At 67.4% G+C, this 25,603-nt stretch carries 32 protein-coding genes and 1 tRNA gene; 15 read left to right on the top strand and 18 right to left on the bottom strand.

Features of this window, described 5'->3' with window-relative positions; genetic code table 11:
• Positions 1 to 13 precede the first annotated feature (13 nt).
• Positions 14 to 100: a putative leader peptide gene (locus tag DIZ26_RS39105; protein WP_408610304.1), complete on the bottom strand. Its 87-nt coding sequence runs from the start codon at positions 98 to 100 to the stop codon at positions 14 to 16.
• A gap of 405 nt (positions 101 to 505) precedes the next feature.
• Here DIZ26_RS39105 and DIZ26_RS36205 point away from each other — a divergent pair, with 405 nt between their 5' ends.
• Positions 506 to 1,336, top strand: a complete 831-nt coding sequence (locus tag DIZ26_RS36205; protein ID WP_112249079.1) for a M23 family metallopeptidase — start codon at positions 506 to 508, stop codon at positions 1,334 to 1,336.
• An 83-nt stretch (positions 1,337 to 1,419) separates the two neighbouring features.
• Here the strand turns inward: DIZ26_RS36205 and DIZ26_RS36200 are convergent, their stop codons facing one another.
• Positions 1,420 to 1,947: a GNAT family N-acetyltransferase gene (locus DIZ26_RS36200; protein WP_112249108.1), complete on the bottom strand. Its 528-nt coding sequence runs from the start codon at positions 1,945 to 1,947 to the stop codon at positions 1,420 to 1,422.
• A gap of 39 nt (positions 1,948 to 1,986) precedes the next feature.
• Between DIZ26_RS36200 and DIZ26_RS36195 the strand changes: the two genes are divergently transcribed.
• The gene (locus DIZ26_RS36195) at positions 1,987 to 2,553 is read left to right on the top strand and encodes a helix-turn-helix domain-containing protein (protein ID WP_112249078.1); all 567 of its coding nucleotides are present in this window, start codon (positions 1,987 to 1,989) and stop codon (positions 2,551 to 2,553) included.
• Here the strand turns inward: DIZ26_RS36195 and DIZ26_RS36190 are convergent.
• Positions 2,520 to 4,076 carry an FAD-dependent monooxygenase gene (locus tag DIZ26_RS36190; RefSeq protein ID WP_112249077.1) on the bottom strand — a complete coding sequence of 519 codons (1,557 nt, stop codon included), beginning with the start codon at positions 4,074 to 4,076 and terminating at the stop codon, positions 2,520 to 2,522. The genes DIZ26_RS36195 and DIZ26_RS36190 overlap by 34 nt on opposite strands.
• A gap of 78 nt (positions 4,077 to 4,154) precedes the next feature.
• Positions 4,155 to 4,769, bottom strand: a complete 615-nt coding sequence (locus tag DIZ26_RS36185) for a TetR/AcrR family transcriptional regulator (RefSeq protein ID WP_112249076.1) — start codon at positions 4,767 to 4,769, stop codon at positions 4,155 to 4,157.
• 134 nt (positions 4,770 to 4,903) lie between these two features.
• On the opposite strand from DIZ26_RS36185, the gene DIZ26_RS36180 reads away from it, so the two are divergent.
• Entirely contained in the window at positions 4,904 to 6,112 is a 1,209-nt protein-coding gene (locus DIZ26_RS36180) for a TerC family protein (RefSeq protein ID WP_112249107.1), read from the top strand.
• Here the strand turns inward: DIZ26_RS36180 and DIZ26_RS36175 are convergent.
• Complete coding sequence (locus DIZ26_RS36175) at positions 6,109 to 6,585, bottom strand: CGNR zinc finger domain-containing protein (protein ID WP_112249075.1); 477 nt, start codon at positions 6,583 to 6,585, stop codon at positions 6,109 to 6,111. The genes DIZ26_RS36180 and DIZ26_RS36175 overlap by 4 nt on opposite strands.
• Before the next feature lie 70 nt (positions 6,586 to 6,655).
• Between DIZ26_RS36175 and DIZ26_RS36170 the strand changes: the two genes are divergently transcribed.
• The 4 genes from DIZ26_RS36170 (at position 6,656) to DIZ26_RS36155 (ending at position 9,321) form a co-directional block, all read left to right on the top strand.
• Positions 6,656 to 7,519, top strand: coding sequence for an alpha/beta fold hydrolase (locus tag DIZ26_RS36170; protein WP_112249074.1), 864 nt, complete (start codon positions 6,656 to 6,658; stop codon positions 7,517 to 7,519).
• A gap of 98 nt (positions 7,520 to 7,617) precedes the next feature.
• The gene (locus DIZ26_RS36165; RefSeq protein ID WP_112249073.1) at positions 7,618 to 7,965 is read left to right on the top strand and encodes a VOC family protein; all 348 of its coding nucleotides are present in this window, start codon (positions 7,618 to 7,620) and stop codon (positions 7,963 to 7,965) included.
• Between the two features lie 122 nt (positions 7,966 to 8,087).
• Positions 8,088 to 8,921, top strand: a complete 834-nt coding sequence (locus DIZ26_RS36160; RefSeq protein ID WP_232828913.1) for a TrmH family RNA methyltransferase — start codon at positions 8,088 to 8,090, stop codon at positions 8,919 to 8,921.
• A 10-nt stretch (positions 8,922 to 8,931) separates the two neighbouring features.
• The gene (locus tag DIZ26_RS36155; protein ID WP_232828911.1) at positions 8,932 to 9,321 is read left to right on the top strand and encodes a VOC family protein; all 390 of its coding nucleotides are present in this window, start codon (positions 8,932 to 8,934) and stop codon (positions 9,319 to 9,321) included.
• A 2-nt stretch (positions 9,322 to 9,323) separates the two neighbouring features.
• Here the strand turns inward: DIZ26_RS36155 and DIZ26_RS36150 are convergent, their stop codons facing one another.
• On the bottom strand, positions 9,324 to 10,118 hold the full coding sequence (locus tag DIZ26_RS36150; protein ID WP_112249070.1) for a class I SAM-dependent methyltransferase: 795 nt from the start codon (positions 10,116 to 10,118) through the stop codon (positions 9,324 to 9,326).
• A gap of 173 nt (positions 10,119 to 10,291) precedes the next feature.
• On the opposite strand from DIZ26_RS36150, the gene DIZ26_RS36145 reads away from it, so the two are divergent.
• The gene (locus tag DIZ26_RS36145; protein WP_157979932.1) at positions 10,292 to 10,588 is read left to right on the top strand and encodes a putative quinol monooxygenase; all 297 of its coding nucleotides are present in this window, start codon (positions 10,292 to 10,294) and stop codon (positions 10,586 to 10,588) included.
• Positions 10,585 to 11,385, top strand: coding sequence for an isocitrate lyase/PEP mutase family protein (locus DIZ26_RS36140; RefSeq protein WP_112249068.1), 801 nt, complete (start codon positions 10,585 to 10,587; stop codon positions 11,383 to 11,385). The genes DIZ26_RS36145 and DIZ26_RS36140 overlap by 4 nt, the downstream gene beginning before the upstream one ends.
• A 51-nt stretch (positions 11,386 to 11,436) precedes the next feature.
• Here the strand turns inward: DIZ26_RS36140 and DIZ26_RS36135 are convergent, their stop codons facing one another.
• Entirely contained in the window at positions 11,437 to 12,801 is a 1,365-nt protein-coding gene (locus tag DIZ26_RS36135; protein WP_112249067.1) for an AlkA N-terminal domain-containing protein, read from the bottom strand.
• A gap of 113 nt (positions 12,802 to 12,914) precedes the next feature.
• Between DIZ26_RS36135 and DIZ26_RS36130 the strand changes: the two genes are divergently transcribed.
• The 4 genes from DIZ26_RS36130 (at position 12,915) to DIZ26_RS36120 (ending at position 15,164) form a co-directional block, all read left to right on the top strand.
• Positions 12,915 to 13,451 (top strand): AAA family ATPase, encoded by a 537-nt coding sequence (locus DIZ26_RS36130; protein WP_112249066.1) that lies wholly within the window; start codon positions 12,915 to 12,917, stop codon positions 13,449 to 13,451.
• Between the two features lie 97 nt (positions 13,452 to 13,548).
• Positions 13,549 to 14,241: an RraA family protein gene (locus tag DIZ26_RS36125; protein ID WP_112249065.1), complete on the top strand. Its 693-nt coding sequence runs from the start codon at positions 13,549 to 13,551 to the stop codon at positions 14,239 to 14,241.
• Between the two features lie 36 nt (positions 14,242 to 14,277).
• Positions 14,278 to 14,517, top strand: coding sequence for an aldo/keto reductase (locus DIZ26_RS38685; protein ID WP_269815420.1), 240 nt, complete (start codon positions 14,278 to 14,280; stop codon positions 14,515 to 14,517).
• On the top strand, positions 14,514 to 15,164 hold the full coding sequence (locus DIZ26_RS36120; protein WP_269815421.1) for an aldo/keto reductase: 651 nt from the start codon (positions 14,514 to 14,516) through the stop codon (positions 15,162 to 15,164). The genes DIZ26_RS38685 and DIZ26_RS36120 overlap by 4 nt, the downstream gene beginning before the upstream one ends.
• A 194-nt stretch (positions 15,165 to 15,358) precedes the next feature.
• Here DIZ26_RS36120 and DIZ26_RS36115 read toward each other — a convergent pair whose 3' ends face one another.
• Complete coding sequence (locus DIZ26_RS36115; protein ID WP_112249064.1) at positions 15,359 to 16,252, bottom strand: LLM class flavin-dependent oxidoreductase; 894 nt, start codon at positions 16,250 to 16,252, stop codon at positions 15,359 to 15,361.
• Positions 16,253 to 16,347: 95 nt separating this feature from the next.
• Here DIZ26_RS36115 and DIZ26_RS36110 point away from each other — a divergent pair, with 95 nt between their 5' ends.
• The gene (locus DIZ26_RS36110; RefSeq protein ID WP_232828909.1) at positions 16,348 to 16,785 is read left to right on the top strand and encodes a MarR family winged helix-turn-helix transcriptional regulator; all 438 of its coding nucleotides are present in this window, start codon (positions 16,348 to 16,350) and stop codon (positions 16,783 to 16,785) included.
• Between the two features lie 56 nt (positions 16,786 to 16,841).
• On the opposite strand, the gene DIZ26_RS36105 is transcribed toward DIZ26_RS36110, so the two are convergent.
• The 10 genes from DIZ26_RS36105 to DIZ26_RS36060 form a co-directional block, all read right to left on the bottom strand.
• Positions 16,842 to 17,468, bottom strand: coding sequence for a class I SAM-dependent methyltransferase (locus DIZ26_RS36105; protein WP_112249063.1), 627 nt, complete (start codon positions 17,466 to 17,468; stop codon positions 16,842 to 16,844).
• Positions 17,469 to 17,498: 30 nt separating this feature from the next.
• Entirely contained in the window at positions 17,499 to 18,290 is a 792-nt protein-coding gene (locus tag DIZ26_RS36100; protein WP_232828907.1) for an FAD:protein FMN transferase, read from the bottom strand.
• Positions 18,287 to 18,832 carry an FMN-binding protein gene (locus tag DIZ26_RS36095; RefSeq protein ID WP_112249062.1) on the bottom strand — a complete coding sequence of 182 codons (546 nt, stop codon included), beginning with the start codon at positions 18,830 to 18,832 and terminating at the stop codon, positions 18,287 to 18,289. The genes DIZ26_RS36100 and DIZ26_RS36095 overlap by 4 nt, the downstream gene beginning before the upstream one ends.
• Before the next feature lie 4 nt (positions 18,833 to 18,836).
• On the bottom strand, positions 18,837 to 20,360 hold the full coding sequence (locus tag DIZ26_RS36090; RefSeq protein ID WP_112249061.1) for a ferredoxin reductase family protein: 1,524 nt from the start codon (positions 20,358 to 20,360) through the stop codon (positions 18,837 to 18,839).
• A gap of 101 nt (positions 20,361 to 20,461) precedes the next feature.
• Positions 20,462 to 21,556 carry a hypothetical protein gene (locus tag DIZ26_RS36085; RefSeq protein ID WP_112249060.1) on the bottom strand — a complete coding sequence of 365 codons (1,095 nt, stop codon included), beginning with the start codon at positions 21,554 to 21,556 and terminating at the stop codon, positions 20,462 to 20,464.
• 123 nt (positions 21,557 to 21,679) lie between these two features.
• Positions 21,680 to 22,336: a class I SAM-dependent methyltransferase gene (locus DIZ26_RS36080; protein ID WP_198676477.1), complete on the bottom strand. Its 657-nt coding sequence runs from the start codon at positions 22,334 to 22,336 to the stop codon at positions 21,680 to 21,682.
• Positions 22,337 to 22,390: 54 nt separating this feature from the next.
• Positions 22,391 to 23,452 (bottom strand): alpha/beta fold hydrolase, encoded by a 1,062-nt coding sequence (locus tag DIZ26_RS36075; RefSeq protein WP_198676476.1) that lies wholly within the window; start codon positions 23,450 to 23,452, stop codon positions 22,391 to 22,393.
• 87 nt (positions 23,453 to 23,539) lie between these two features.
• On the bottom strand, positions 23,540 to 24,136 hold the full coding sequence (locus tag DIZ26_RS36070; RefSeq protein ID WP_112249058.1) for a hypothetical protein: 597 nt from the start codon (positions 24,134 to 24,136) through the stop codon (positions 23,540 to 23,542).
• Positions 24,133 to 24,705: an RNA polymerase sigma factor gene (locus DIZ26_RS36065; protein ID WP_112249057.1), complete on the bottom strand. Its 573-nt coding sequence runs from the start codon at positions 24,703 to 24,705 to the stop codon at positions 24,133 to 24,135. The genes DIZ26_RS36070 and DIZ26_RS36065 overlap by 4 nt, the downstream gene beginning before the upstream one ends.
• 100 nt (positions 24,706 to 24,805) lie before the next feature.
• A tRNA-Tyr gene (locus tag DIZ26_RS36060) sits at positions 24,806 to 24,888 on the bottom strand.
• Positions 24,889 to 24,986: 98 nt separating this feature from the next.
• Here DIZ26_RS36060 and DIZ26_RS36055 point away from each other — a divergent pair.
• Complete coding sequence (locus DIZ26_RS36055) at positions 24,987 to 25,478, top strand: YajQ family cyclic di-GMP-binding protein (protein ID WP_112249056.1); 492 nt, start codon at positions 24,987 to 24,989, stop codon at positions 25,476 to 25,478.
• Positions 25,479 to 25,603: the final 125 nt, after the last annotated feature.

Here is a 25,603-nt window from a genome sequence, read left to right as displayed (position 1 = left end):
AGGGCTCAGTCGGCTACAGCAGACACAGAGCGCTGGAGACGCGCAGCAGATCGATGTGGAGACGGTAGTAGGCGAGCGCGCGGGGGGCCTGGCCTGTCATCTGCGTCTCCTTCCTCTGGGGCCGACTTCCAGTATGGGAGGACATCGAAAGATTAGTAAGTCAGTAGACAAAGCTCTCAATATTTGGACGCTCTATAACGGCTTCGAGGGGTCCCGAAACGGTCCGACGCGAGTGATCCCGGTCACGTCCACTTTCAACCATTCCGAGCCGGCGCTCACGCCTGAGCCGCCACGAACCGGAGGATCTTCACTACGAACAGTCACCGAATTCCGGGATTCGATCGCAGTCCGCATTTGAGGTCTTCGTGATCTCATCGTTATGGTCGGTGAGCCGCTCGGGACGACCCCGGCGGCCACTCGACTCTGGAAGGCTCTCGTGTCCCCTCACCATGACGTGTCGGAAGCAGAACGCGCGACACCTCGCCGTTCGTCCGGCTCGCGTCGGGTGGCGAAGCACCGCCTGACCCGGCGGAACACCGTGCGCGGTGTTCAGCTCGTCGGTCTGACCGCGGCACTCGCCGCAGCCGCCGGCACCAGCGCGATCAGCATCAGCTCGACCTCGAACGCCACCACCGCACCCAGCAGCTCCAGCGTGAATCCTTCGCTGGAGTCGATGACCGCCGCCCGGATCGAGCGTCGTCAGCTCGCCTCGCGCGACCTGTCCCGCTTCGACCTCTCACTGGAGGCGGCCACCAAGAGCTCGGCCGCCCAGCTCGCGGCAGCCCGGGCAGCGAAACTCAGCGCGACAGCAACGTTGACCGCGCGCCGGGCGATCGCGCTCCAGGCAGCCAAGGAGGCGGCCGTCGCCAAGGCCGCCGCTCAGGCCAAGGCCGCTGCCGCCGCGAAGGCAGCCGCTGCAGCGAAGGCCGCGGCCGCGCCGAAGGTCGTTCTGCCGACCACCGGTTACCACTTGACCGCTCGCTTCGGCCAAGGCGGCGGACGCTGGGCGCACAACCACACCGGCCTCGACTTCGCCGCTCCGATCGGTACGCCGATCGTCTCGGTGATGGCCGGCGAGGTGATCCAGGCCGACTTCGAGGGCGCCTACGGCCGGCAGGTGAAGGTCCGCCATGCCGACGGCACCGTCACGTCGTACAGCCACATGTCCGAGTTCACCGTGTCTGTCGGCGACAGCGTCGCGGCCGGCGACCAGGTCGGCGCGATCGGCGTCACCGGTAACACGACCGGGCCGCACGTGCACTTCGAGGTCCTGCCCGGCGGCGGCGACCCGATCGACCCCGAGCCCTGGCTCCGCGAACACGGCCTCAACCCGTAGTCCGCAGTACAGACGGGTTTTGCTCCACGCCGTACAGGCGGACTGAGGTCAGCGCAGTACGGCGAAGTGCCGGCGGGCCGGCCTCAGCGCGGTTCCGACGGCGGGTTGGGTGAGGTCGCCAGGGTGCGTTGGGTCCAGGCGACGTCGTGCCAGCCGTCGAGTTTCCAGCCGATGTTGCGGTAGGTGCCGACCGGCTCGAAGCCGAGCGCGGCGTGCAGCCCCACACTCGCGTCGTTCGGCAGCGTCATCCCTGCGACGGCGGTCCGGTAGCCGCGCTCGGTGAGCCGCTCGAACAACGCTTCGTACAAGGCCCGTCCGCCGCCGGTCCGCCGCCGGCCGAGCTCCAGATAGATGCTCACCTCGCAGGACCATCGGTACGCCGCCCGCGGCTTCATCGGATTCCCGTACGCGTACCCGACGACCCGCCCGTTGTCCTCGAGCACCAGCCACGCGTGGGTCTCGCGCGACCGGGCGATCCGCTCCGCCATCTCGGCCGCCGTCGGCGGTTCGATCTCGAAGGTGATCGCGGTCTCGAGCACATACGGCCGGTAGATCGCGGCACAAGCTTCGGCGTCCAGCTCCGTTGCATCCCTGATCAGCAAAGTCTGCATGTCACGATAGTAGCCATACATGCCGCTATAGTGGCAAGCATGGAAGATCCGCTGTCCGCCTCGCTCGCGTCCGCCGTCCAGCAGGCCCGCGTCGCGCTCGACCTGTCGGTGAACGCCCTCGCCGAGCGATCCGGCGTCTCCCGCGCGATGATCGGCAAGATCGAGCGCGGCGAGGCGCAGGCGACCGCAGTACTGCTCGGCCGCCTCTCCGGCGCGCTCGGTATGACGCTGTCCGAACTGGTCGCCCGAGCCGAGGAAGGCACCGGCGAACTGCTCCGGCGGGCCGCCGACCAGCCCGTGTGGACCGATCCGGCCACCGGCTACCGGCGCCGGGCTGTCTCCCCCGCCACCGACGGCCCACTCGAACTGGTCGAGGTGGAACTCCCGGCCGGCGCGTCCGTCTCCTACCCGGCCGACGCCTACATCTTCAAATACCAGCAGATCTGGGTTCTCGACGGCCACCTCCGCTTCCACGAAGGCCCGTTGGTCCACGACCTGGCGGCCGGCGACTGCCTCCAACTCGGGCAACCGTCGCCGACCACCTTCGAGAACCCCGGTACGGCGGACTGCCGTTACCTGGTCGCCTTGGTCAAAGGCCGCGGCTGAACCCGTACTGCGAACCAGCGCGCGAGCGCATCCTCAAGCGCCTCGCGCTCGACCCGTCCGTCGACGTCGGCAGCCCAGGCCACATACCCGTCCGGCCTGATCAGCAACGCCACCGGCTGCCCGGGAATCGCCCCGCGGCCGGAAATGACCTCGATCCGGTCCACCTCGGCCAGCAGCTCCGCGAAACCCGCGTTCTCGGTGAGGTCGATCAGCAACGGCCGGGCACTGCGGGTCAACTCGGCCAGCCGGCTCGAGCGGCCGGAATCCTCCGAGATCACCAGATCCGGCGCCCAGCGGCCGACCAGCGGATGGCCTGCACCGTCGCCGTACCGGATGTCCGCCCCTGACATCAGGTCAGCGAGGTGCTGGACGTTGGCGGGATTGTCGAGCAGTTCCGTCATCAACTGCCGCAATGCCGTCACTTCTTTGCCTGGGGCAATCAATGCGCTCTGCGCCTGGGTATGCATGACCACTCGCTCGCCGACGGGCCGCCGCTCGGACTCGTAGCTGTCGAGCAGGCCGTCAGGCGCCCAGCCCTGGAGTTCGGCGGCCAGCTTCCAGCCGAGGTTGATCGTGTCCTGCAGACCAAGGTTGAGTCCCGGCCCACCGATCGCCGAATGCACGTGCGCGGCGTCGCCGACCAACAGCACCCGGCCCTCACGGAACCGATCGGCCAACCGGCTGTTTCCACCTTCGACCCGCCGCAACTGATGCGGACCCTCGCCTTCCGGCGGACTGAGCTCCAGCCCGACGCCGAGAACTCGCTCGGCGCTCTCCTGTACTTCGGCCAACGTCACCGGGCCGGTCGACGGCGCTCCACCCCGTTCCGCAGTACTGACCAGCGGCGGACCGCTCGGGAAGGGCGCGTAGACGAAGACACCGCGCTCGGTGCGGTGATGCATGAACGGCGGAATCTTGCCGTAGCCGGGGATGCTCAGCCCACCGGTGAGGGGGTCGATGAGCTCGGCCGCGACCATGGCATGCGCAGTACGGGAGACCGTGTCGTCGTGTGTGACGCCCGGGAAGTCGATGCCCGCGAGCTTGCGGGTGAGGCTGTGGCCGCCGTCGGCGCCGACCAGATAGCGGGAGGTGAGTTCGTACGAGCCGTCCGGGCCGTCGATCTGGATGCGGACCGCCTCGGCATCTTGGGTGAAGCCGGCGAGTTCGTGACCGCGGCGGATCTCGACTCCCAGTTCCAGCGCGCGCTCCTGGAGGACCTGCTCGATCCGGGCCTGGGGAGCCTGCAAGAGGTAGAGCGGATTGTCGGCGAGTTGACTCAGATCCAAGGGCAGGGCGCCGAACACGAACCGGGGCGTGGGCACCGGCTGGCCCGGGTTCAGCCTTTCGTACAGGCCTCGCCGGTCGAGCATCCGGACGACCTGGCCGACCAGACCGTTGGCCCGCGGCACCGTACTGCGTTCCGGCAGCCGCTCCAGCACGATCGCGCTGACGCCGGCCAACTTGAGTTCACTGGCGAGCATCAGGCCGTTCGGTCCGGCACCCGCGATGACGACTTGTTCCATGATCGGTCCTTCTTCCACTGGTTTTGGGCGTGACCGACCGCCCCGGGGACGGCCCGGGGAGGCTGGTGGTGCTGGACTTCAGGCTGTCGGCCGGGGCTCCGGGAAGCCGGTGGTCAGCAGGTCGAGAGCTTCTTGGAGTAGTTCGGTCAGCGGCCTCGGCGGATCGGCGCGTTGCCATTCCTCCGACACCGTTGCGATGGCAGCGCTGAACGCGGCCGCGACGAGCCGTGGATACAGGCCGGTGGTTCCGGTGCGGTCGGCGACCGCCTTGGCGAACTCCTCCTGCACCTGTGCGTGCGCTTTCGCCAACTCGCCGCGCAGGGCCGGCTCGGTCCCCATCAACCGCACGCCGGCCAGCCATTGCTCATCGGGCGGCAGCGCGCTCCCCTGCTCGGGCTGGCCGAGCTGGTAGTTCTCCTCGACCGCTGCCCGGATCGCCACCCACAGCGGCTCGTCGGCCGGCCGGGCCCGGAGCCCGTCGGCGATCCGGGTGATCCGGTCGACCTGCCGGGCGGCGATCGCCTCCGCCTTGTTCGAGAAGTAGTTCCGGAAGGTCCGCAGCGAGACACCGGCCTCGGCGGCGATGTCCTCGACCCGGACATTCTGATACCCGCGCTCCACCGTCAACCGGATCGCCGCCCAGCTCAGCGCGATCCTGGTCTCCCGCTTCTTCTGCTCCCGCAAACCGTCCATGCACACGACCGTAGCAAAACTTGCCGAAAGTGCAAAGATGCAGTTTGGGCAATTTCTTACAGGTGTCTTCAGCCGGGGTCCACACATGATTGGCTGGTGACCGTCCCAGGCCCCTCGTGATCGGAACCTCGACGATGACCGTTTCCCCGCTGGCCTGGATCCTCACGGTCGCGGCGATCCTGGCCCTGCTGGTGTTCGACTACGTCTTCCATGTCCGCAGCGCGCACGTCCCGACCACCCGGGAGGCAGCCGTCTGGTCCGCCCTGTACGTCGGGATCGCGCTCCTGTTCGGCGTCGGGACGCTGGCACTCGGCGGCAGCTCGATGGGTTCGGAGTACTTCGCCGGGTACGTCACCGAGAAGGCGTTGTCGGTCGACAACCTGTTCGTGTTCCTGATCATCATGGGCAGCTTCCGGGTGCCGCGGGAGAACCAGCAGAAGGTGCTGCTGGTCGGCATCGTCATCTCGCTGATCGCCCGGACGGCGTTCATCCTGCTCGGCTCGGCGCTGATCAACCAGTTCGCCTGGGTCTTCTACCTGTTCGGGCTGGCGCTGCTGGTCACCGCCGGCAACATGTTCCGGCCGCAGACCGAGGAGTCCCACTCAGCCCAGAACATCATCGTCCGGCTCGCCCGCCGGCTGTTCCGGACCACCGACGGCTACGACGGCGACCGGCTGTTCACCCGGCTCGACGGCCGCCGGGTGATGACCCCGATGCTGCTGGTGATGGTGGCCATCGGGGGCACCGACCTGATGTTCGCGCTGGACTCGATCCCGGCGATCTTCGGACTCACCCAGAACGTCTTCGTGGTGTTCAGCGCGACCGCGTTCAGCCTGCTCGGCCTGCGCCAGCTGTACTTCCTGCTCGACGGTCTGCTGGACCGGCTGATCTACCTGTCCTACGGGCTGGCCGCGATCCTGGCGTTCATCGGCACCAAGCTGATCCTGCACGCGCTGCACGAGAACAACCTGCCGTTCGTCAACGACGGCGAACCGATCGAGGTCGTCGAGATCACCACCGGACTGTCCCTGGTGGTCATCCTGGTCGTGCTGCTGATCACGATCTTCGGGTCGCTGTTCAGCACCCGCGGCCGCACCCAGACCGCGATGGCCAACGTACGCCGGGACGCGACCGCCTACCTCGACGCCGAGTACACCGACGATCCGGCCGAGCGGGAACGGATCTACCGCCGGCTCCTGGACTCCCGCGACCACATCATCGCCCTCGGCCCCAAGGCCAAGCAGATCGTCAAGAACGAGCCCGAACTCCTCGAACTCTGCCGCCGCGCCTCCGCCAGCCACGAAGCCGAAGCCGCCGCCGCAGGAACGCCACATACGCACTAGTCGTGCAGGCGGGCCTGGTGGCGGCGGGCTTTGAGCCGGTTGCCACAGGTCGACATCGAGCACCAGCGACGAACATTCGCCTTACTGCGGTCGATCAGGAACAACCGGCATTCCGCGTCGTTCTCACACGGCCGCAACCTGTCCTTCACCTCAGCCCACGCCAGCACGGCTCTTGCGGGGAATCGCGCACCCTCGAGCCGCCACCGCACGCCATCGGCTGACACCACCGGCACCTGCCGCACATCCCGCAAGAACCTCCCCAGACTCGCAGCCGATACCTCGCCCCGTACTACGTCGGCAACGGCATCCCGTACTTCGCGCGCAGCCGCCGCCGGCCCCGGGATGCCGCGCTCGCGCAACCAGCCGCTCGCCCCGGACCCCCGCAGCGCGTCGGTCGGCACCCCGTCGACGATCGGCGCCGAGTTGAGCAGCTCCAGCAACAGCTCATCGTCGGACCTAACCATATTGGACATGTTGACAGGTTACACCGGCGCGGTGTTTGCTGTTCGGCGTAACCAGATAAATCCGTTGAAGGGGTTAGCGATGACCGTTCACCACCGGACCGTCGAGGTCGAGGGGCACGAGATCTTCTACCGGGAGGCAGGACCCGCGGAAGCGCCGGTGCTGCTGCTGTTGCACGGGTTTCCGACCAGCTCGCACATGTTCCGCGACCTGATCCCGAAGCTGGCGGACAAGTACCACCTGATCGCGCCCGACCACCTGGGCTTCGGCTATTCGGCGATGCCGCCGGCAGATGCTTTCGACTACAGCTTCGCCGCGCTCGCGGAGATCACGACCGCCTTCACCGAGAAGCTCGGTCTCACGGCGTACGGGCTGTATGTGCAGGACTACGGCGCGCCGATCGGGTGGCGGATGGCACTGGCACATCCGGAGCGGATCACGGCGATCATCACGCAGAACGGGAACGCGTACGAGGACGGCATCGTCGAGGAGATGTGGGCGGACATCGTTGCCTACGACGCCGATCCGACGCCCGAGAATGCTGCCACGGTGGGCCGGATGCACAGCGAGGCGATGGTGAAGTGGCAGTACCAGCACGGGGTGCCGGACCAGACGCTGCTCAGCCCGGACGCCTGGCAACACGACCTCTCCCTGCTGAGCCGGCCGGGCGCCGATCAGGTGCAGGTGGACCTGACCCGGACCTATCTGACGAACTTCGCGCTGTACCCGAAGTTCCAGGAGTACTTCCGCACCAGCCAGGTCCCGCTGCTCGCCGTCTGGGGCGAGAACGACGAGATCTTCCCGCCCGCCGGCGCCAAGGCCTTCCAACGCGACCTCCCCGCCGCCGAAATCCACCTCCTCCCCACCGGCCACTTCGCCCTGGAAACCCACGCCCCCAAGATCGCCACCCTGATCGACAACTTCCTGAGCCGCATCCTGCCGTAGTACGGCGCGTGAGCATGTCGAGGCGGCGCGGCGGGCACCGACGTACCAGGGTAAGGGCGCTCATTCAGGGCGACCACCGACGGAAGAGGCGATGGACGATGGAGATCAAGGCCGTACTCGCAGTGCTCCCGGTCACCGAGATCGGACCGGCAACCGAGTGGTACGAGTCGTTCTTCGGACGCTCCGCGGACAGCCGGCCGATGGACAGCCTGGCCGAATGGCACCTGAGCGATCAAGCGACCGTCCAGGTCTTCGAAGACCCCGCCAACGCCGGGCGGACCGCCGTCAACTTCTTCGTCGACGACCTCGACACGACCCGCTCCACCCTTTCGGCCGCGGGCATCACCACCACCGACCCCACGGAAGTCGCACAGGGCCGCCAACGCCTCGCGACCACCGCCGACCCGGACAACAACCAGCTGGGCCTCCTCCAACACCTCACCTGACCACATGCCAAGGCCTGGTCACCCGGGCTCCTTCGCACCGCCTTCCTTCCCGTCGTCTGATCCGTGGTGTCGAACTCCGCCGCCGGGGTTGCTCGTAGGGTGGGGTGATGGCAGGTGTGCGGGTGAGTAGCCGGAATGCGCGGTTTCAGGTGTGGCAGGCGTTGCTGGGGAATCGGAACAAGCGGCAGCGGGCCGGGGAGTTTCTGGTGCAGGGCGTGCGGCCGATCAGTGTCGCGGTCGAGCGCGGCTGGCCGATCCGGGCGCTGATCTACGACGCCGACCGCCCGATGTCGCGCTGGGCGCAAGACCTGCTGCGCGAACAGCGCGGCGCCGAGCGGGTCGGCATGGCCGCGGACCTGCTGGCCGAACTCGGCGAGAAAGAGGAATCCGCACCCGAGGTCATCGCGGTGATGGAGATGCCAGCGGACGACCTCGACCGGATCCACGTCGACCAGGACTTTCTCGGCGTCGTCTTCGACCGCCCGACAGGACCGGGCAACATCGGTTCGATCATCCGCTCGGCCGACGCGTTCGGCGCGGACGGCCTGATCGTGACCGGGCACGCCGCCGACGTGTACGACCCGAAGTCGGTGCGCGCCAGCACGGGTTCGATCTTCGCTCTGCCATCCGTCCGGGTCCCGTCGCAGCGCGAAGTCATGGAGTGGGTGGCAAAGCGCCGTACGGAAGGCGTTCCGATCGTGGTCGTCGGCACCGACGAGCACGGCACGGTCGACCTCTACGACCACGATCTCACCCAGCCGACGCTGCTGCTGATCGGCAACGAGACCTCCGGCCTGAGCGCCGCCTGGAAGGACCTCGCGGACCAGCTCGTCCGGATCCCGATGACCGGTTCGGCAAGCTCGCTCAACGCGGCCAACGCCGCGACGGCCGTCCTGTCCGAAGCCGCCCGGCAGCGTGCCCATTCGTCCAAGACGGATGCCGCCGGCAACGCCTAACGTCATAGCCATGACCGCATCCGTACGACCTCAGCCGATGATCGCCGTGTCCGACGTGGAGAAGAGCAGCGCCTGGTACTGCGAACTGCTCGGCGCGACGAGCGGCCACGGCGGACCGGAGTACGAACAGCTCCTCGTCGACGGTGAGCTCGTCCTTCAACTGCACAAGCTCGAAGCCGGCCACCACCACGGCAGGATCGGCGATCCAGAGGTTGCATTGGGCAACGGTGTGGCGCTGTGGTTCGAGGTCGACTCATTGGATGCCGCTGCCGCTCGAGCCCGATCAGCCGGTTTCACCATCCAGACCGACGTCCACCACAACCCGAACGCCGGCCACCGGGAGTTCTGGCTCCGCGACCCCGATCACTACCTCGTCGTACTGGCCGATGCTGCCACCTGACCTCAAGCGGTAGCGAGGATTTCCCCGTGCAGCAAGGAGATCCAGGCGTCGGGCGTGGTCGACCACGTCTGCCAGGCGGCCGAAATCCTTTGCAGCGTTGACTCCGGTACGCCGTCCGCGCGCGCCTGGTGTGCCATCGCCGACTCGAGGATCCGGTCGGCCCACATCCCACCCCACCAGGCGCGATCCTCGTCGTTGGCGAAGGTCCAGTTGCTCGCGGTCGACTCGACGTTCTCGAAGCCTGCCTCCAGCGCCCAGGAAAGCAGTCGGCGACCAGCATCCGGCTCGCCACCGTTGGCCCGCGCGAGTCGCTGGTAGAGCTCCATCCATTCGTCCAGCTCGGGCAGCAACGGGTACCAGGCGAAGGCGCGGTAGTCCGAGTCGCGGGCGGCGACGATCCCGCCCGGCTTGCAGACCCTGCGCATCTCCCGCAACGCCTGCACGGGATCGGCCACGTGCTGCAGGACCTGGTGAGCGTGCACCACGTCGTACGAGTCATCCGGGAGGTCCAGCCGGTGCACGTCACCCACGACGAACTCGACCTTGATGTCGAGCTCGGCGAAGGTCGATCGGGTGACGTCGAGGGCCGCCTCGCTGGCTTCGAGGGCAGTGGTCGGGCCGGGCTGAACGAGGCGGGCGAGGTCGGCGGTGATGGTGCCGGGACCTGCCCCGACGTCGAGCAAGGACATGCCGGGGCGAAGGTGGGTGAGCAGGTAGCCGGCCGAGTTCTCCGCCGTCCGCCAGCGGTGCGATCGCAGTACTGATTCGTGGTGGCCGTGCGTGTAGACATTGTTCATGGGTCGCCCTCTCCGCGTCGTCGTTGACAGTCTCAGGCTAACCGAAGATCTTGCTTCGTGAGACGTATCGTCTTGAATAGTGATACAGCATTCGTGACCGAATATGGCCAGACCGGAGGTACCCGCGCGGGCGAGGCTTGGGGCATCGAAACAACCACCCCAGGAGGACGAAAGTGCTTGCCAAGGTATTTCCGATCAAGTTGAAGGACGGCAACCAGGCGAAGGCCGAGGAGCTCGTCCAGGCGTTCGCGCCGCAGGGCCCCGGGCAGGAGGAGGGCACCCTGTCGTTCCGCGTCTACCGCGACCCGGCGCAGCCGGACTACCTGCTGTTCGTGGAGCACTTCGCCGACCAGGCGGCGTACGACGCGCACACCGGTTCGGCGGCGTACAAGGAACTGATCGCGGGCCGGTTCGCTGACCTGATCGTCGAGTTCGTCGAGATCGATCACGAACTGGTGGTGAGCTTGTGACCATCGATCGGGCGGCGCAGGCCCGTGAACTGCAGGCACTGCATCAGCAGCCGCCGCTCGTCCTGCCGAACGCCTGGGATCCGGGCTCCGCGCGCGCGATCGAAGCAGCAGGCGCGAAGGCGATCGCGACGACCAGCGCGGGTCTCTCATGGGCCGACGGCGTCACGGATGCCGGCGGCCTGACCCGGGCCGCCGCCCTCTCGGCGCTCCGCCGGATCGTCTCCGTCGTCTCGGTGCCGGTCACCGCAGACATCGAGGGCGGGTACGGCGGGTCGCCGGCCGAGGTCGGCGAGACGGTGGCCGAGGTGATCGAGATCGGTGCCGTCGGCATCAATCTCGAGGACAGCTCGGGCGGTGCACTGATCGACCCGGCCGCGCAGGCGGAACGAATCGCGGCGGCCCGGGCTGCGGCGGACGCGGCGGGGATCGAGCTCTGCATCAACGCGCGGATCGACACGTACTTCTTCGGCGATCCGGCGGACACGGTCAAGCGCGCCGCGATCTACACCGAGGCTGGTGCGGACGTGCTGTTCGTACCCGGCTTGCTCGATCCCACCGCGATTCGTGAACTGGTACCGCTGCTGTCCCGGCCGCTCAACCTGATGGTCGGCCCGGGTGCGCTCACCGTCGCGGAACTCGTCGAACTCGGCGTCACCCGAATCAGCGTCGGCCCAGCCATCACGGTAGGCGCCTACGGCCTCGCCGCGGGCGCTGCCGAGGAGCTACTCACCCACGGCACCTACAACCTCCTCAAAGCCGCCGCCGGCTACGCCAAACACAACAACCTCCTCCACTGACACCCCTGGCCGCCGCCACCCATCACCTGGGTGACGGCGGCCGTCTGTCTGTCAGCCCGTTTGTCCAGCGGCTTCCAAATGCATCGTGGCGAGCGCGCGCCAAGGGCGCCATTCCTCATTCGATTCCTTCGCCTTAGGTGATGCATCGCGGGCTCCGAGGCGCAACGCGATCCACTGAGCCGCCGTCTCACTCACGCCTTCGATCGCCAGCAAGGCGCCGGTCAGCTCCTCCAACGGCGCACACCCCACCAACGACAAGTTGCCCTCAGCAACTTCATGGGCAAGTGTCTTGACCGTCCGTCCCACTTCCTCCGGTACGCCGTCCAGCTCCGCGCCGGCCACCGCCTCCGCCGCCGGAAACGCATGCGTCAACCCAAACCCCAACCCACTCACCTCCACCCCCACCCCCTCAACCACCCGCCTGAGTACCTCAAGACCGGGCGAGACATGGGAGGCCGAGGGCCCGGCCGTACTGGACTTCACCGATGTCAGAGCCGGGTGGTGCGTGACTACTGCTTGGACGGCGACTTCGAACGGGCCCCAGGCGCCGGGGACTCTCACGCCGGGGCGGGCTTTGATGAGGGGACCGATGACGGGGTCGCCGGCGAGTTGGGCGGTTGCGAGGATCGGTTCGGTGGTCAGGCCGACGAGGCAGGCGGCTCGTTCGACCACGTGGATCGCGCCTTCCCAGTAAGGAAGATGAGCCTTCAGCAGCAGATGATCGACACCTCCGGGCCCGATCTCCAGCATCCCGAGCTCCCCGTCGAGCGCGATCGTCCGGCGATAGACACCATCGACGACCGACTCCACTCCGGGCACCGCGTTCTTGGCGAGAAATGCGCTCATCGCGTCCCAGTCGTAGGGCGGCGAGTACGGCATACGTAGTACGAGACCACCGTCTGCCGCCAGCCGATCCGAGCGGCGGCGCCGTTCGCGCAGCTCCCGCGGGGTCGCGCGGAACACCTCCCGCATCGCCCGATTGAACTGCCGAAGACTGCCGAACCCGGAAGCGAAAGCGATGTCCGCGATCGTCAACTCCGAGTCGTCCAGCAACCGCCTCGCGAAGTGCGCCCGCCGCGAGCGCGCGAACTGGTCCGGCGTCACGCCGAGGTGATCGTTGAACAGCCGGCGCAGATGCCGCGCCGACATCCCCAACTGCGCTCCGAGAGCGGTCTCGTCCGCGGCGTCGAGCACGCCCGAGATGATCAACTGCACCGCGCGGCAGACCAACTCGGGCGCGTCGTCCGCGACCGTCCCCGCCACCCTGTACGGCCGGCACCTCAAGCAAGCGCGATACCCCTCGGCCTCAGCCGCGGCCGCCACCTCGAACGTCCGCACGTTCTCCGCCAACGGCTTGGCCCCGCACCCCGGCCGACAGTAGATCCCCGTCGTCCGCACCGCCGAATACGTCGTCATACCCTCACCCCACCCCGGCAACTCCGCTCGCAGCCCGAACAGTAGACAAGCCCACCGACACTTCCCACCTATTCGGCCGTACTCACAAAGCTTGCACGCGTTAGGGTGCGGCGGTGGGTTCGAAGCCGGTGCTGGTGGTGATCAGTGGGCCGCCTGGGACGGGGAAGACGACGCTGGCGCACGAGGTCGCGAGGGCGATCGGGTGCCCGGCGATCTGCCGCGACGAGATCAAGGAAGGCATGGTCCACGCGACGCCGGACTTCACGCCGCGCGACTCGGATCCGCTCAGCCTGCGCACGCTCGCCACCTTCTTCGACGTGATCGGCCTGCTGATCGAACGCGGTACGACGGTCGTCGCCGAGGCCGCCTTTCAGGATCGCCTCTGGCGCCCCGGCCTCACCCCGCTCCTCGACTCGGCCGACCTCCGCATCATCCGGTGCACGGTCTCACCCGACGTCGCCCTCGACCGAATCACCACCCGCGCCGCCGCCAACCCGCTCCGCAGAGCCCACGAAGTCACGCCCGACCTCGACGCCCATCGCCGTACCCATACGACCTTCGACCCGATCACCTTGCCCGTCCCCACTCTCACGGTCGACACCACCGACCAACCACCCCTCGCCGAAATCCTCGGCTTCCTCAACCACTAGCCCGCGGCCGGCGATCGGTACGTAGTACGGCGGAACTGTGGTGCCGGATCGATTCGCTGACTAAGGTCAGGCAATCAGCGAGCGAAGGGGACAAGTCATGGCGGAACTTCACGAGCGGTTCGCAAAGCTGACGTGTGCCCACGTCGCCGATGCCTGTCTTCGGTTGCACATCCCGGTTCGGACGGTTTCTCTGACCGCCGTGTTCCCAGCCCGGATCGCCGGGCGGGTGCTGCCGGTTCAGCACGTGGGTAGTGTCGACATCTTCCTGGAGGCATTCGGGTCGGCCGCGCCAGGCGACGTACTGGTCGTCGACAACGCAGCCCGACGTGACGAGGCCTGCGCAGGTGACCTGGTCGCCGCGGAGGCCAAGGCGGCCGGTCTTTCCGGTCTCGTTTTGTGGGGACTGCACCGCGACACCGTCGACATCAAAGAGATCGGCCTGCCCGTCTACAGCCTCGGCGCGATACCGACCGGCCCGCTGCGCCTCGACCCGGTGCCGTCGGACGCGCTGGAGTTCGCGACCGTCGGCGAATGGACGGTCACCCGCGACGACGTAGTACTGGGTGACGAAGACGGCATCACCTTCGTCCCGGCCGATCGCGTCGACGAACTCTTCACTCTCGCCGAATCCATCCGCGACACCGAACGCCGCCAATCAGAACTCATCAAAGCCGGTACTACGTTGCGCGAGCAGGTCGGTTTCGACGCTTACCTCGCGGCGCGAGCCGAGCGGCCGGGGCTGACGTTCCGCGAGCACCTCCGCGGCGTCGGCGGCGCGATCGAGGAATGACCCTGCGCCGTTGGACCTGCGCACTAGGGTCGAGGAATGGCTGCTGACCTTTCCGCGACTGCCGCGGGTACGTGGACGCTGGGCGATCTCACCGTCAACCGACTCGGGTTCGGCGCGATGCGCATCACCGCGAACCCGGATCGCGAAGTGGCAATTCGGGTCCTACGTCGTGCGGTCGAGCTGGGCGTGAATCACATCGACACGGCTGCGTTCTACCGTTCGCCCGGCGGCACCCTGGGAGTCGGCGAGGGGCCGGAGCGGTTGCCAACGAGCTGATCCGCGAGGCGCTCTCGCCGTACCCGGAAGGTCTTGTCATCACCACCAAGGTCGGCCCGGGCGTCGACGAGCGCGGGTTCTACAACGCGACCACGCCGGCCGAACTGCGAACCCAGGTCGAGGAGAACCTCCGCCAGCTCGGCCGCGAGCACCTCGACGTGGTCAACCTGCGGATCATGAACCGGCCCGGCGAATCGATCGCCGACCGCTTCGGCTGGCTCACCGAACTGCGCGACGCCGGGTTGATCCGGCACCTCGGTATCTCCAACGTCAGCCCCGCTCACCTCGACGAGGCGCAGGCGATCGCACCTGTCGTCTGCGTCCAGAACAGCTACAGCATCGACACCCACCGCGAGGACGACAAGTTCCTCGGTCTGTGCGGCGAACGCGGCATCGCCTTCGTCCCGTTCTTCGCGATCGCCGGCTCGCAACGCGAAGGCGGCCCGGCTACCGACCACACCGCGGCCATCGAGGCTTTAGCCGCCGCCCACGACGCGACCCCCGCCCAGATCCGCCTCGCCTGGACGCTCCACCAAGGCCCCCACGTCCTAGCCATCCCCGGCACCGGCAACCTCACCCACCTGGCCCAAAACATCGCCACCGCCGCCCTCCACCTCACCCCCGAAGAACTCGCCACCCTCAACTGAAGACGGCAATCACCTTTCAACTGAAGACGAGTTGTCACCTTTCGCTCGCCACCTGCGTCGCCCGCCGAGACACCACCCGCCTCGGCCCCACCGCGAACAGCTCCTGGACTCGGTCGACTGCTGACCCGTCGCCTGTTGCTCGGTCGGCTGCTGGTCGGTCGGCGAAGTAGCGTGCCCTGCTGCTCGTCGGCGAGCTAGCGTGATGCGGTTGCGGCTCGGACGGCGGGGGCGATTTCCTGGGACCAGCGCTTGAGGGTGATGTCGTACGGGTCGGGGCCGGTGGGGAAGAGGGTGAAGCCGGCGGCGCCGTGTTCGAGGACAGCACCGGTGAGTTCCTCGATCCACTGGTCTGTGGAGCCGCCGATCCAGCGGCCTTCGTCGTCGCGGGTGCGGGGTAGCGGCCGGGCGGTGATGGCGCCTGGGAAGTTGTAGATCGTCGCGATCTCGGTGGGCTTTCGTCCGACCGCCAGCGCAGCCTCGTCGATGATCGCGCGAGATCGCAGGTACGGCTCGCTCGACCAGTCGGCCGCATGGCCAGGGATCCAGCCGTCGGCCTGCCGACCAGTGGCCGCCAATGATTTCGAGCCGACGGAGCCGGTCCAGATCTCGGGCGCTCGGACTGGGGAAGCCGCCAGACCTTTGACCGGGTAGTGGGTCCCGGACGTAACCGCCGGACCTCCGCCGGACAGTTGGCGAACCAGCACCATCGCTTCCTCGAAGGCCTCGACTGCCGCTGCGGGCGTGAGGCGCGGCACTCCCATCGTGGTGATCCGATCCCACGCTCCCCCGGCGCCGAGGCCAAGGATGAAGCGGTCGCCAGACATCGCGGTCAGCGTTGCCGCGGTACGGGCCAGGATGGGTGCCGGGCGGAGCGGCAGGTTCGTCACGTTGACGAAGCCGGCGATCTTTTCGGTCCGGCCGAGCAGGAAGCCGACCATGGCGTACCCGTCGAGGCGCTCAGCCAGGTACGGATGGTCCGAGGTCGAGAAGTGGTCGAGACCGTCCCGGTCGGCCTGCTCGGCCAGGCGCAGTATTTCGCTCAACTCGCCGAGTTCGGCGGGTGAGCCGTAGCCGAAGCGCACGTTCATGTCTGGCTCCTCCGTAGATACTTCGTACATCTAAATAGTAGACCTACGAATTATTAGGAGCACAAACAGTTCGGCCTGCGGACTACAGTGGAGGGGTGGCAACCAAGACAGCGAGAGACACGGAGCTGGTCGGCTCCCTGGTGACCTTGATGCACGTACTACAGGACCTGTACGCCGAGACGAGCCGGCCGCTCGGCTTGACGCCTCAGCAGGCGCACCTGATCTGCGTGCTTCTCGACGGACCGCTCGGCATGACCGAGCTGAGCCGGATCATGAGCATCGAGCGCTCCAGCCTCACCAGCATGGTCGACCGGCTGGAACGCCGTTCGCTGGTCGCGCGGTCCGCCCACCCCACCGACCGCCGCGCCTGCCAGATAGCGCTCACCGACGAAGGCCGCACCCTCGCCCACCAGGCACACGACGCCTACGCCGGCCGAGTCGAGGCCCTCACCACCGACCTGACCCCAAGCCACCGCTCCCACGTCCTCGCAGCCCTCAACCGCATAGTCACCGCCGCCACCAAACACCCGTAGCAGCCAACCACCAGACCGCACCACGAACGCATCAACTGAAGAGCGGGTTGGGTCGGTCAGTGGGTGAAGGTGAAGAGGTGTTGGGTGGGGTGCTGGTGGGGTGGGGTGCCGGTGAAGCGGTGGGAGCCTACGCCGATTTCCAGGTCGTCGGGGGCGTGGAAGGACTCCTCGGTGAAGTCGTTGGCGGCGAACCATTCGCGGATCGTCGGGGTGAAATCGGGAGCACCCCGATGGCGCGTCCAGATCACCAAGGCACCTGGGTTGCACATACCGGGTAGAGCTTCGATCGTCGTGCGGATGTCGTCATCGCTGATGTTGCCGAAGACGCCGACCATCAACACCAAGTCGGCCGGGATCGCGCCCGCATAGGAGGCGCCTTGGCCGGCATCGACCTGGCGTACTGCGATCGCCGGAAACTCCGCGGCGGCCGAGCGGGCCCGAGCGACGTTGCGTTCGTCGTACTCGAGCAAGGTCGCCGTGACGCGACTCGAGTCGCCGCGATTCCGTAGTACGCCCAAGAGGTCTCTGCCGTCGCCGGCACACGCGCTGACCACGCGGACGTCGTTCGGCGCCGTGCGGTCGAGCCACTCCCCGATCAGCCCTTGGATGATCCGCAACCGCCGGGACAGCCCGGATCCAGGATCGTCGTACGCGGCGTGCCAGGCTTCCCAATCCGTCGTCATGCCACCGAAACTACCCATCCGCACCGACAATCACCCGGCCCCTTGGCCTACCGGATGACTGGTGTCGAAGAGGGTCGTTTGCCCGTCCGCCCAGACGATCAGCCCGGTACGTCGAGGGCGGGTGCGCAGCCAGCTGAGCGCCTGCGCCCCCTGCGCGAACGCAGCCGTGGCCTCGATGTCCACCCAGGTGAGCGAATCGCCGACGACGGTGACGGAGGCGATCCCGTACGCCGGGCGCCCGGTGCGCGGGTCGATGATGTGGGTGCCGCGGTGACTGGTGCCGGAGGTCGCGACAGCTCCTGTGCGCACGGGAACGGTGGCAACGAGCCGGTTCGGATCGAGCGGATCCTCGATGCCGATACACCAGGGCTCGGTGGTTGGATCGAGGGTGCGAGCGACCATGTCACCGCCCGCGGAGAGGCAGTAGTCGGTGTCCTCGAGGCCGTCGAGATAGCGGCGAGCTGCGCGTTCCACCGCCCAGCCCTTGACCACGCCGCTCGGGTCGAACACCAGCCCGCCCGCAGGATCGGGCAGGTAGACAGAAAACGCACCGTCGGAGATTTCGACCGCCTGGTTGGCGATTTCGAGTACTTCGCTCACCTCGGGCGGGCAGTCGGGCAAGCTGAGCTCGTCGCGCCCCAGGCGGGAGATGAACGAATCCGCGCGGTACGTGCTGAAGACCCGATCGACTTCTCGCAACTCGTCGACAACGGCTTCCCACGTACTACGTGCCCTCGCGTCCCTCGTGTGCTTGCCGCGAAGCGCGAGGCTGATCGGCATGCCCATCACCTGCTCGACGTAACGGGCCATCGGGGTGTTCACAGGCCGGCCTTGTCGAGGGCGGATTGCAGGGAGCGGGTGTAGCCGTCGCTGGTGACGGTGGCGCCGCTGACCATGTCGATGGCGGCACTCTGCTTGGCGAGCGTCTCGTTGATGAGTACCGGCAGCGCGTACGCGTTGATCTGCTGGTCCTTGCCGTTGCCGTTCGGGTATTGCAGGACCGAGACGTCGGTGATCTTGCCGTTGGCAACGATTACTTGGACCTGGACCGGACCCCATTGCGTGTCGGCGACATCGCCTTGCACTGTGGCAGCGGTAGGTGAGGGCGAGGCGGTCGAGCTCGGCTGCGGCGTACCGACTGAGCCCGGTGAAGGAGAGGCGGTCGGGGTCGGGCCGGCGGGATCGCTGGTCGGTGCGTTGGTTGGTTCGCTGCTGGTCGCGCCTGCGCCGGAGTTCGTTGCAGGGTTGGCGGAGCCGATCACCTCTGGAGCGCTGGTGGCTTTGCCGGAGGTGGAGGTGTGGTAGCCGAAGAGCAGGACGACGACCGTGATCGTGCTGAGGAGCCAGGTTGCGATGCGTTTCATGGGATCACCACGTGAAGTTCTCGAGATGGATGCGGCCGGCAGGTACGCCGGCGGCAGCGGCTGCGCGTTGCACAGAGGCGGTCCAGGGATCAGGTCCGCACAGATAGACGTCCCGCTCCTCGATGTCAGGGATCCACGTACGAAGAGCCGCCACATCGTCGAGGTGGTCCGCGCCGTGGCCGAGCCATGAGTCGGGAGCGCGTCGGTGGCCGGGTAGCAGACCGACGAGGAGTCCGCGTTGGGTGGCGAGCATCCGGAGTTCTCGCTCGAAGAGCGGCGTACGGGTGTAGCGCTGGATCAGGATGGCTTCACCGGGGCCGTAGTCGAGTCCCTCGGCCAGTGCGCGCAATGGAGTGATCCCGACTCCAGCACCGATCAGTGCGACCTTGCGGCCGGTGCGGGCTCGCGCGGAGAGCCGGCCGTACGGGCCTTCCATCAGCACGGGTGTGCCGGGTCGCAAGCTGCGGAGGGACGCACTGTTGTCACCGAGCGCCTTGACCGAGATCCGGAGGCTCTGACTATTAGGTGCGGCGGAGAGCGAGTATGGGTTGCCGCGGGTCCACCCAGTGCGGTCCATGAACCGCCAGGTGAGGAACTGCCCTGCTTCCGCGCCTAGTCGACCCAGGTGTCGGCCAGTGATGTACACCGACACCACGCCGTCTCCCTCGTCCGCAACGGCAGCTACGCGAAGGCGGTGACGAGCACTGTTGACCAGCGGCGCTCCGACACGCCAGACCAGTACTGCGGCTGCGGCGACGCCCCAAAGCGTCCACCAGTACGCCGTGGCTGCTGGCGAGCTGATGAACTCCTGGCCGGTCCACAGCTGGTGGGGAAGAGCTAGGCCCACTCCTAGATAGGCGTAGAGGTGCAGGAGATGCCACGACTCGTAGCGCAGCCGACGACGCGCTGCGCGCACGCTGGTCACCACGCTCAGCACCAGGCACGCAGTACCGGCTAGTGCGAGCAGGACTCCTGGGTAGTTGGTGATGAGGTCCCAGAAGGTGCTGGGGATCTTCGTGGCGCTACCGGCGGCGTAGCCCCAGGTGATCAGCACCAGGTGGGCCACCATGAGGTTGAACGAGGTGAAGCCCACTACCCGGTGGATCCGCAGCACGTGGTCCTGTCCGAACGCATGCTCCAGCAGCGGGACGCGTGCGATCAGTAGGACTTGCACCAGGAGCAGGTCCGAAGCCAACAGACCGCTGAGCCGCCCGAGCGAGGTCAGCCCGGTCTCCCACCCGCCCATCGCCTGGATGCCCCGACCGGCCACCCACCAATAGGTGACAACCAACAGGCTCAACCACAGCGCAGCGCCCGCAACAACCCGCACACCCGCGTCAAACCGCGCCCGCCGCCCCAGCACGTGCCGCCAAGCCTCGCGCTCACCCACCCCGTACTGCGTTGCCGCACCCGAGTGCTGCTGGAGCTCAGCGCTCGGGTGCCGCGGGGCCGCGCCTGGGTGGGGCGGCGGCGTCGTAGTACTGCGGTCGGCTGCGGCGGGGCGGCGTACGCCTGTCGTTGTGTCCATCGAGGCTCCCTGGCGGAGTGGTGATTCCTCGATGGTTCACGGACTTGCTGAGACGACGACCCACGCGAGCTGGGAGCTTGCTGTGGATCTGCCGACAGGTGCTACGACTTTGCCGCCAGATACAGTCGAAGAACGGTGTCGTAGTCGACGACCTCGACGGCGTCCGCCTCACTGACCTCGACCGCATCCTGGCTGGTCGTCACCAGAAGCCGCCGCGGATCGTTGAGCTCCACGCCGTACTTGGTCTTCGCGAAGGCCCGGTTCTCGGCGTTCTTGAAGAACTCCCCGTACTGCGTACCGTCGCCAACGGCCGTCGTCGAGCGCCGGCGCTTCTTGCCGTCCTTCGCCGTCTCCAGCAGCGGCAGCGCGAAGTCACCGACGATGTGAGTCCCGTCCGTGCGCTCCAGGATGAAGTCGGGCGTGACCGCCGTACCGTCCTCTGCCTCGAGCACCGGCTCGCGGATCAGCTGGGTCGCGTCGAACGCGGACAGCAGGATCGCCTCGTGCTGCTGTAGGAACTCACCGACGGTCGTCTTGTGCAGACTCTGGTGGTAGGTGCTCCCGAACGGGTCTGCCTTGATCAGCTGGTCGAGCTCACCACGCGGTACGGCGAACGTACCGACCGGGTCGAGGTGGGGCACGGAGTTGACCAGGTTCTGCAGGAAGTCGCGATACTTGTCGGCCGGCTCGGACCGGTGGATGGCGATCGCCAGGAACGTCCAGTGCAGCCGCTGACCGGAGGCGAGCAGCACCCGGTTGAGCACCGAGTAGTTCCCCGGCGCGAACTGCAGCAGTTTGCCGTCACCGGTGCCGACGAGCTCACGCCCGATCAGGCCCTCGGCACCCGGGAACCGGGTCCGCAGAGCACTCCGCCCGGTCTCGGTGGCGATCGTCGCGTCCTGATAGACATCGGCCTCGCGCAGAATCACGACCGGCGTGGAGCCGGCGGAATCCGCGAAGTACTGATCGATCCCGGCAGCTTTCTGCCGCCGTACTTCGAGTGAGCGGTACTCCCGGCTGATCCCGGTGAACTCGAGGATGTTCCAGTCCGGCGTCTCCGTCAGCACCATCACCCGCGGAAACAGCAACGGCCCCGGCAACTCACGGGAGTGACTGGCCGTCAGATGCTCACTCACACCCCGAAGGTGCTCACCCCAGAACTGCCCGTTCACCTTGACGAACTCAGTGGGTTTCATACCCGCGTCTCCTACCTGGTACTCAGCCGGACCCGACTAGACAAGCAACCTGCGACAGCTCCACCACTATTCCCCATGGTGACGGGCCATTCCGCAGCGGCCGTCCAGCCGGCGCTTCGCGAGCTACCCGGTGGCAGTGCCGGCGATATGAGTGTTGAACGGCAGGAACGGCGAATGGATCCGGTAGTGCTGGAGGTCGACGCCGGCGAAGCCCGCCGATTCGATCGCGCTCGCGAGATCTCGCTCACACGAGCAACCCTCGAACACCCACGCCCACGGACGGCGCAACACATGCTGCGCCCACCGGGTCGGGGTGTTCTTCTTCGCGACGACGTGCTCGGCGAAACTGAACCGGCCACCTGGCCGCAGTACGCGTCGTACCTCGGCAAGTACTGCGGCGGGATCGCTCACGCTACAAAGGACGAGGCTCGAGATCACGGCGTCCGCACTCCCGTCCGGCAGGTCGATGCGCTCGGCGACGACGTCGCGGATCTCGACCTCCACAGCGCGCCTGGCGGCTGCGCGCCGGAGCCGGGTGTGCATGTAGCGGTTCGGCTCGACAGCGATCAGCCGGGTTCCCGGAGCCAGGTAGCGCAGATTCGCGCCGACCCCCGAGCCCAGTTCGACCACGGTCTGCGGCAGCCCGGCGAACACCGTGCGCTTGCGTTTGCGCAGCTGCAGATCGAGATAGCCGCCGATCGCCGCGAAGAACATCGAGTTGAACCGGCCGCGGAGGGGATGCAGCGCGAACCCGTCACGGTGAGTCGCCGTCTTGGTCACGCTGTCATCCTGCGGGTACGGCGTGCGCCGGGGCAGCCGTGGAAATACGGCACTTCAGGGCGTCGGGTACGTCGGGTGCGACGGGTGCGTCGGGTGCGTCGGGTGCGTCGCGGCGTACCAGGCGGCGATCTGTGCGCGGGAGCGGAACCCCATCCGCATCAGGATCCGCTCGATGTGCGACTCGGCCGAACGTTCGGTGATGACCAGTTCCTCGGCGATCTGGCGATTCGACCAGCCCTGGGCGACGAGGGCAGCGACCTCTGCCTGGCGCGGAGTCAGCGAGGGCCGCGCGGTCCGTGGCAGCCGCGGTAGTCCGAGGCCGGCGCGGATCTCGTCGACGAGAGTCTCCACGTCGCCGGCAAACGGCACGTGCGTACGGCCCGGCAACAGCTTGAGGGTCGCGCCGGCGATGCCCTCCGCCAACCGCTTGCCTTCCGCCACAGGCGCCGCGCGATCATCGGCACGGTGGATCACCGTGGTCTGCGCGCCGCCGATGCGGGCCAGGTCCTCGCTCACGTCGATCTCGTAGCAGGCGGCCAGCAGCCGCCGGGCTGTTGCGGGGGACGCCGACTGACGTTGGTACGTCGAGAAGGTGGCCCGGAATCCCGCGTCCGCATCAGGTGCGAAGATCTCGACCAGGACGTCGGAGGCGAATCCCCAGTGCTGCTCCACCAGCCCGAGCAAGTGCTGGCGAAGAGCGGGCGGAGAGACCTGATCGCCTTGCACCCAACCGCCGTACAGGACCAGCCGGTTGACCGATTCGGGGCGCCGGGCCGCGAACTTCACCGCCAGCGGCGCTCCGAACGACGTACCGACCAGGTCGAATCTGTCGACGCCGACTGCCTTGGTCACTGCCGCCATGACCTCGAGCTCAAGCTCGACGACGTCCGAACGATCCGTCGCCCCGGACAGCCCGCACCCGGGCCGGTCGTACCGCACCACCGTGCGGCCACTGGCGAGGCTCTCGTAGAACAAGCGCTCCGCGGGCATCGCCCAGCCGAGTTCGAGATGCGAAACCCACCCCGGCACACAAAGCACGACCGGCCCCACCCCGGCCACCGCGAACGCAATCGCGGTCCCGTCCCTCAACACCACCGAGCCGAGCCTCTGCTCCACCCCAAGAGTCTGACACCACGAACAGCCCCCGACCCGAATCTCTCCAGGTCAGGGGCCGTCGTTGCGAGCAGCCCAGTGATGGCCTGACTAGCGCGGACCCCTCTGGTCCACGGGCTCGCAAGGGGATACCGGTCCCTTGGCGACGAGTTGCCTGAACGACCTCACCTTGACGCTCGGGTCCTCATAGCCGCTGTGGACAATGACCAGGGTCTCATCGGCGGCGAACTCGTTGGGACGCAGCAGGACACTGTCGCCCGAGTTGTCACCGACGCTGGTGGCGGCGGCCTGCTGGTCCGCGTCCGGCGCGACCGTGTAGCGCGGCTCCCGACAGGTCTTGCCCCAGGGCAGGTAGTCGACCTCGGCGTTGACGCCGTACTTCTCGATCGCCGCCTCGAGCCCGTCCGCGTCCTCGAATCGCTCGATCTTGATCGTCACCGTGCCGTCGTCATTCCGTGTCACGGCGTACGCCGGGGCGCCACCGCGGTCCATCGCGACCGCCGCCACCACGGCGAGTGCTCCGACAGCCGCCGCTGCGAGGACCAGCCGGCGCCGGGACCTTGCTGGTCTCTGGGCGGTCATCCGGTGGAGGTCGGTCAGCGCCCGGGCGTCCAGCGGGCCGTCGGTCAAGTCGCCGGCCGGATCCATCAGGCGTAGGTCGTCGATGCTGTCTCGGTTCAGGTTCATGTCGTCACTCCGTCAGATGCGCGGGATGGATAGGGCTCGGCAGGCGGCGAGGTGGGCTGTGCGTCTTGAGCGGCTCGAAGCCGACGCCGGGCACGATGCAGCCGGACGGCCGCTGCACCGGTCGAGCAACCCAGCGCCGCCGCCAGGTCGTCGCCTTGAAGGCCTTCCCAGGCGTGCAACAACAGCACTTCCTGGTCTCGCCGATGAAGCGTGCGGAGTGCCTCGAGCACGGTGTTCAGCACTTCGGTCCACTCAGCACGTTCCTCGGGACCCGCCGCATGATCGAGCACGGCGTACGACGAAAGCCGCCGCGTCACGTCGTCGGCCAGCACCCGGCTCCGACGCCGATTCGCCAGCAACTTGCCGGCGACGCTGTACAACCACGGCAGCACCCGATCAGGCGGAATCCGCTGCCGACGTCGCCAGGCCACGGCGAACGTGTCAGCCACCAGATCCCGCGCACTCTCCTGATCCGGCAACCGCCGAACCGCGAACCGCAACAGCGCCCAGTAGTGCTCCCGATAGAGCCCCTCGAACGCCGCCCGCTCCACCTCACCCGTCTGCCTCATACCCCCTCTATGTCCCGACCCCCACCCCCATTACAGCCACCCACCCAACGAAACAGCCCCCAACCCGGATCACTCCAGGTCAGGGGCTGTTTTGCTCCTGTGGCGGGTGCAGGGTTCGAACCTGCGTAGGCATAAGCCGACAGATTTACAGTCTGCTCCCTTTGGCCGCTCGGGCAACCCGCCAGGGCGCTGCTGGTCCGTGGACCGGCGTGAGAGACGATACAACAGACAGTGCCCCTGACAGCAAATCGGAAAGACAGCAACTCGGAAAGGAAGTGCCCATGGCTTCGGAGTCCTCCTTCGACATCGTGAACAAGGTCGATCATCAGGAGGTGGACAACGCCGTGAACCAGGCGGCGAAGGAGATCAGCCAGCGGTTCGACTTCAAGAACGTCGACGCGGCCATCAAGCTGACCGGCGAGACGATCGACATGCAGGCGAACACCGAGGAGCGGGTGAACGCCGTCCTCGACGTGCTCAAGGACAAGCTGGTCAAGCGGCAGATCTCGCTCAAGGGCCTGGACGCCGACGAGCCGAAGCTGTCCGGGAAGGTCTACAAGATCACCGCGACGATCAACGCCGGGATCACCCAGGAGAACGCGAAGAAGCTCTCGAAGCTGATCCGCGACGAGGGCCCGAAGGGTGTCAAGGCGCAGATCCAGGGCGACGAACTCCGCGTGTCGAGCAAGAGCCGCGACGACCTCCAGACGGTCCAGGCGCTGATCAAGGGCGAGGACCTCGACTTCGCCGTCCAGTTCGTCAACTACCGCTGATCCCCCGAACGTCGCGCCGGCCACCCCCGAGCCGGCGGCGACGCTCGCCCGGCTCCCGCCGACAGGGCCCGGCGCCTCGTACGGGTAGTCGGCCAGCAGGTGACTGATCTCACTAGACGTGAACG

It is taken from the genome of Kribbella monticola (assembly GCF_003261635.1).
Taxonomy (GTDB): Bacteria; Actinomycetota; Actinomycetes; order Propionibacteriales; family Kribbellaceae; genus Kribbella; species Kribbella monticola.
The sequence above is the reverse complement of the archived record's forward strand: the minus strand, read 5'-3'. Positions and strand labels throughout refer to the sequence as shown.

Bases quoted from the DNA above. Each gene is read 5' to 3' on its own strand.
- DIZ26_RS36055 (WP_112249056.1), top strand. From the start codon at position 24,987: ATGGCTTCGGAGTCCTCCTTCGACATCGTGAACAAGGTCGATCATCAG.
- DIZ26_RS36155 (WP_232828911.1), top strand. From the start codon at position 8,932: ATGACCGCATCCGTACGACCTCAGCCGATGATCGCCGTGTCCGACGTG.
- DIZ26_RS39105 (WP_408610304.1), bottom strand. From the start codon at position 100: ATGACAGGCCAGGCCCCCCGCGCGCTCGCCTACTACCGTCTCCACATC.
- DIZ26_RS36135 (WP_112249067.1), bottom strand. From the start codon at position 12,801: ATGACGACGTATTCGGCGGTGCGGACGACGGGGATCTACTGTCGGCCG.
- DIZ26_RS36065 (WP_112249057.1), bottom strand. From the start codon at position 24,705: ATGAGGCAGACGGGTGAGGTGGAGCGGGCGGCGTTCGAGGGGCTCTAT.
- DIZ26_RS36170 (WP_112249074.1), top strand. From the start codon at position 6,656: ATGACCGTTCACCACCGGACCGTCGAGGTCGAGGGGCACGAGATCTTC.
- DIZ26_RS38685 (WP_269815420.1), top strand. From the start codon at position 14,278: ATGGCTGCTGACCTTTCCGCGACTGCCGCGGGTACGTGGACGCTGGGC.
- DIZ26_RS36165 (WP_112249073.1), top strand. From the start codon at position 7,618: ATGGAGATCAAGGCCGTACTCGCAGTGCTCCCGGTCACCGAGATCGGA.
- DIZ26_RS36105 (WP_112249063.1), bottom strand. From the start codon at position 17,468: ATGACGACGGATTGGGAAGCCTGGCACGCCGCGTACGACGATCCTGGA.
- DIZ26_RS36195 (WP_112249078.1), top strand. From the start codon at position 1,987: ATGGAAGATCCGCTGTCCGCCTCGCTCGCGTCCGCCGTCCAGCAGGCC.
- DIZ26_RS36200 (WP_112249108.1), bottom strand. From the start codon at position 1,947: ATGCAGACTTTGCTGATCAGGGATGCAACGGAGCTGGACGCCGAAGCT.
- DIZ26_RS36115 (WP_112249064.1), bottom strand. From the start codon at position 16,252: ATGAACGTGCGCTTCGGCTACGGCTCACCCGCCGAACTCGGCGAGTTG.
- DIZ26_RS36125 (WP_112249065.1), top strand. From the start codon at position 13,549: ATGGCGGAACTTCACGAGCGGTTCGCAAAGCTGACGTGTGCCCACGTC.
- DIZ26_RS36190 (WP_112249077.1), bottom strand. From the start codon at position 4,076: ATGGAACAAGTCGTCATCGCGGGTGCCGGACCGAACGGCCTGATGCTC.
- DIZ26_RS36090 (WP_112249061.1), bottom strand. From the start codon at position 20,360: ATGGACACAACGACAGGCGTACGCCGCCCCGCCGCAGCCGACCGCAGT.
- DIZ26_RS36180 (WP_112249107.1), top strand. From the start codon at position 4,904: ATGACCGTTTCCCCGCTGGCCTGGATCCTCACGGTCGCGGCGATCCTG.
- DIZ26_RS36070 (WP_112249058.1), bottom strand. From the start codon at position 24,136: ATGAACCTGAACCGAGACAGCATCGACGACCTACGCCTGATGGATCCG.
- DIZ26_RS36185 (WP_112249076.1), bottom strand. From the start codon at position 4,769: ATGGACGGTTTGCGGGAGCAGAAGAAGCGGGAGACCAGGATCGCGCTG.
- DIZ26_RS36150 (WP_112249070.1), bottom strand. From the start codon at position 10,118: ATGAACAATGTCTACACGCACGGCCACCACGAATCAGTACTGCGATCG.
- DIZ26_RS36085 (WP_112249060.1), bottom strand. From the start codon at position 21,556: ATGAAACCCACTGAGTTCGTCAAGGTGAACGGGCAGTTCTGGGGTGAG.
- DIZ26_RS36175 (WP_112249075.1), bottom strand. From the start codon at position 6,585: ATGTCCAATATGGTTAGGTCCGACGATGAGCTGTTGCTGGAGCTGCTC.
- DIZ26_RS36095 (WP_112249062.1), bottom strand. From the start codon at position 18,832: ATGAAACGCATCGCAACCTGGCTCCTCAGCACGATCACGGTCGTCGTC.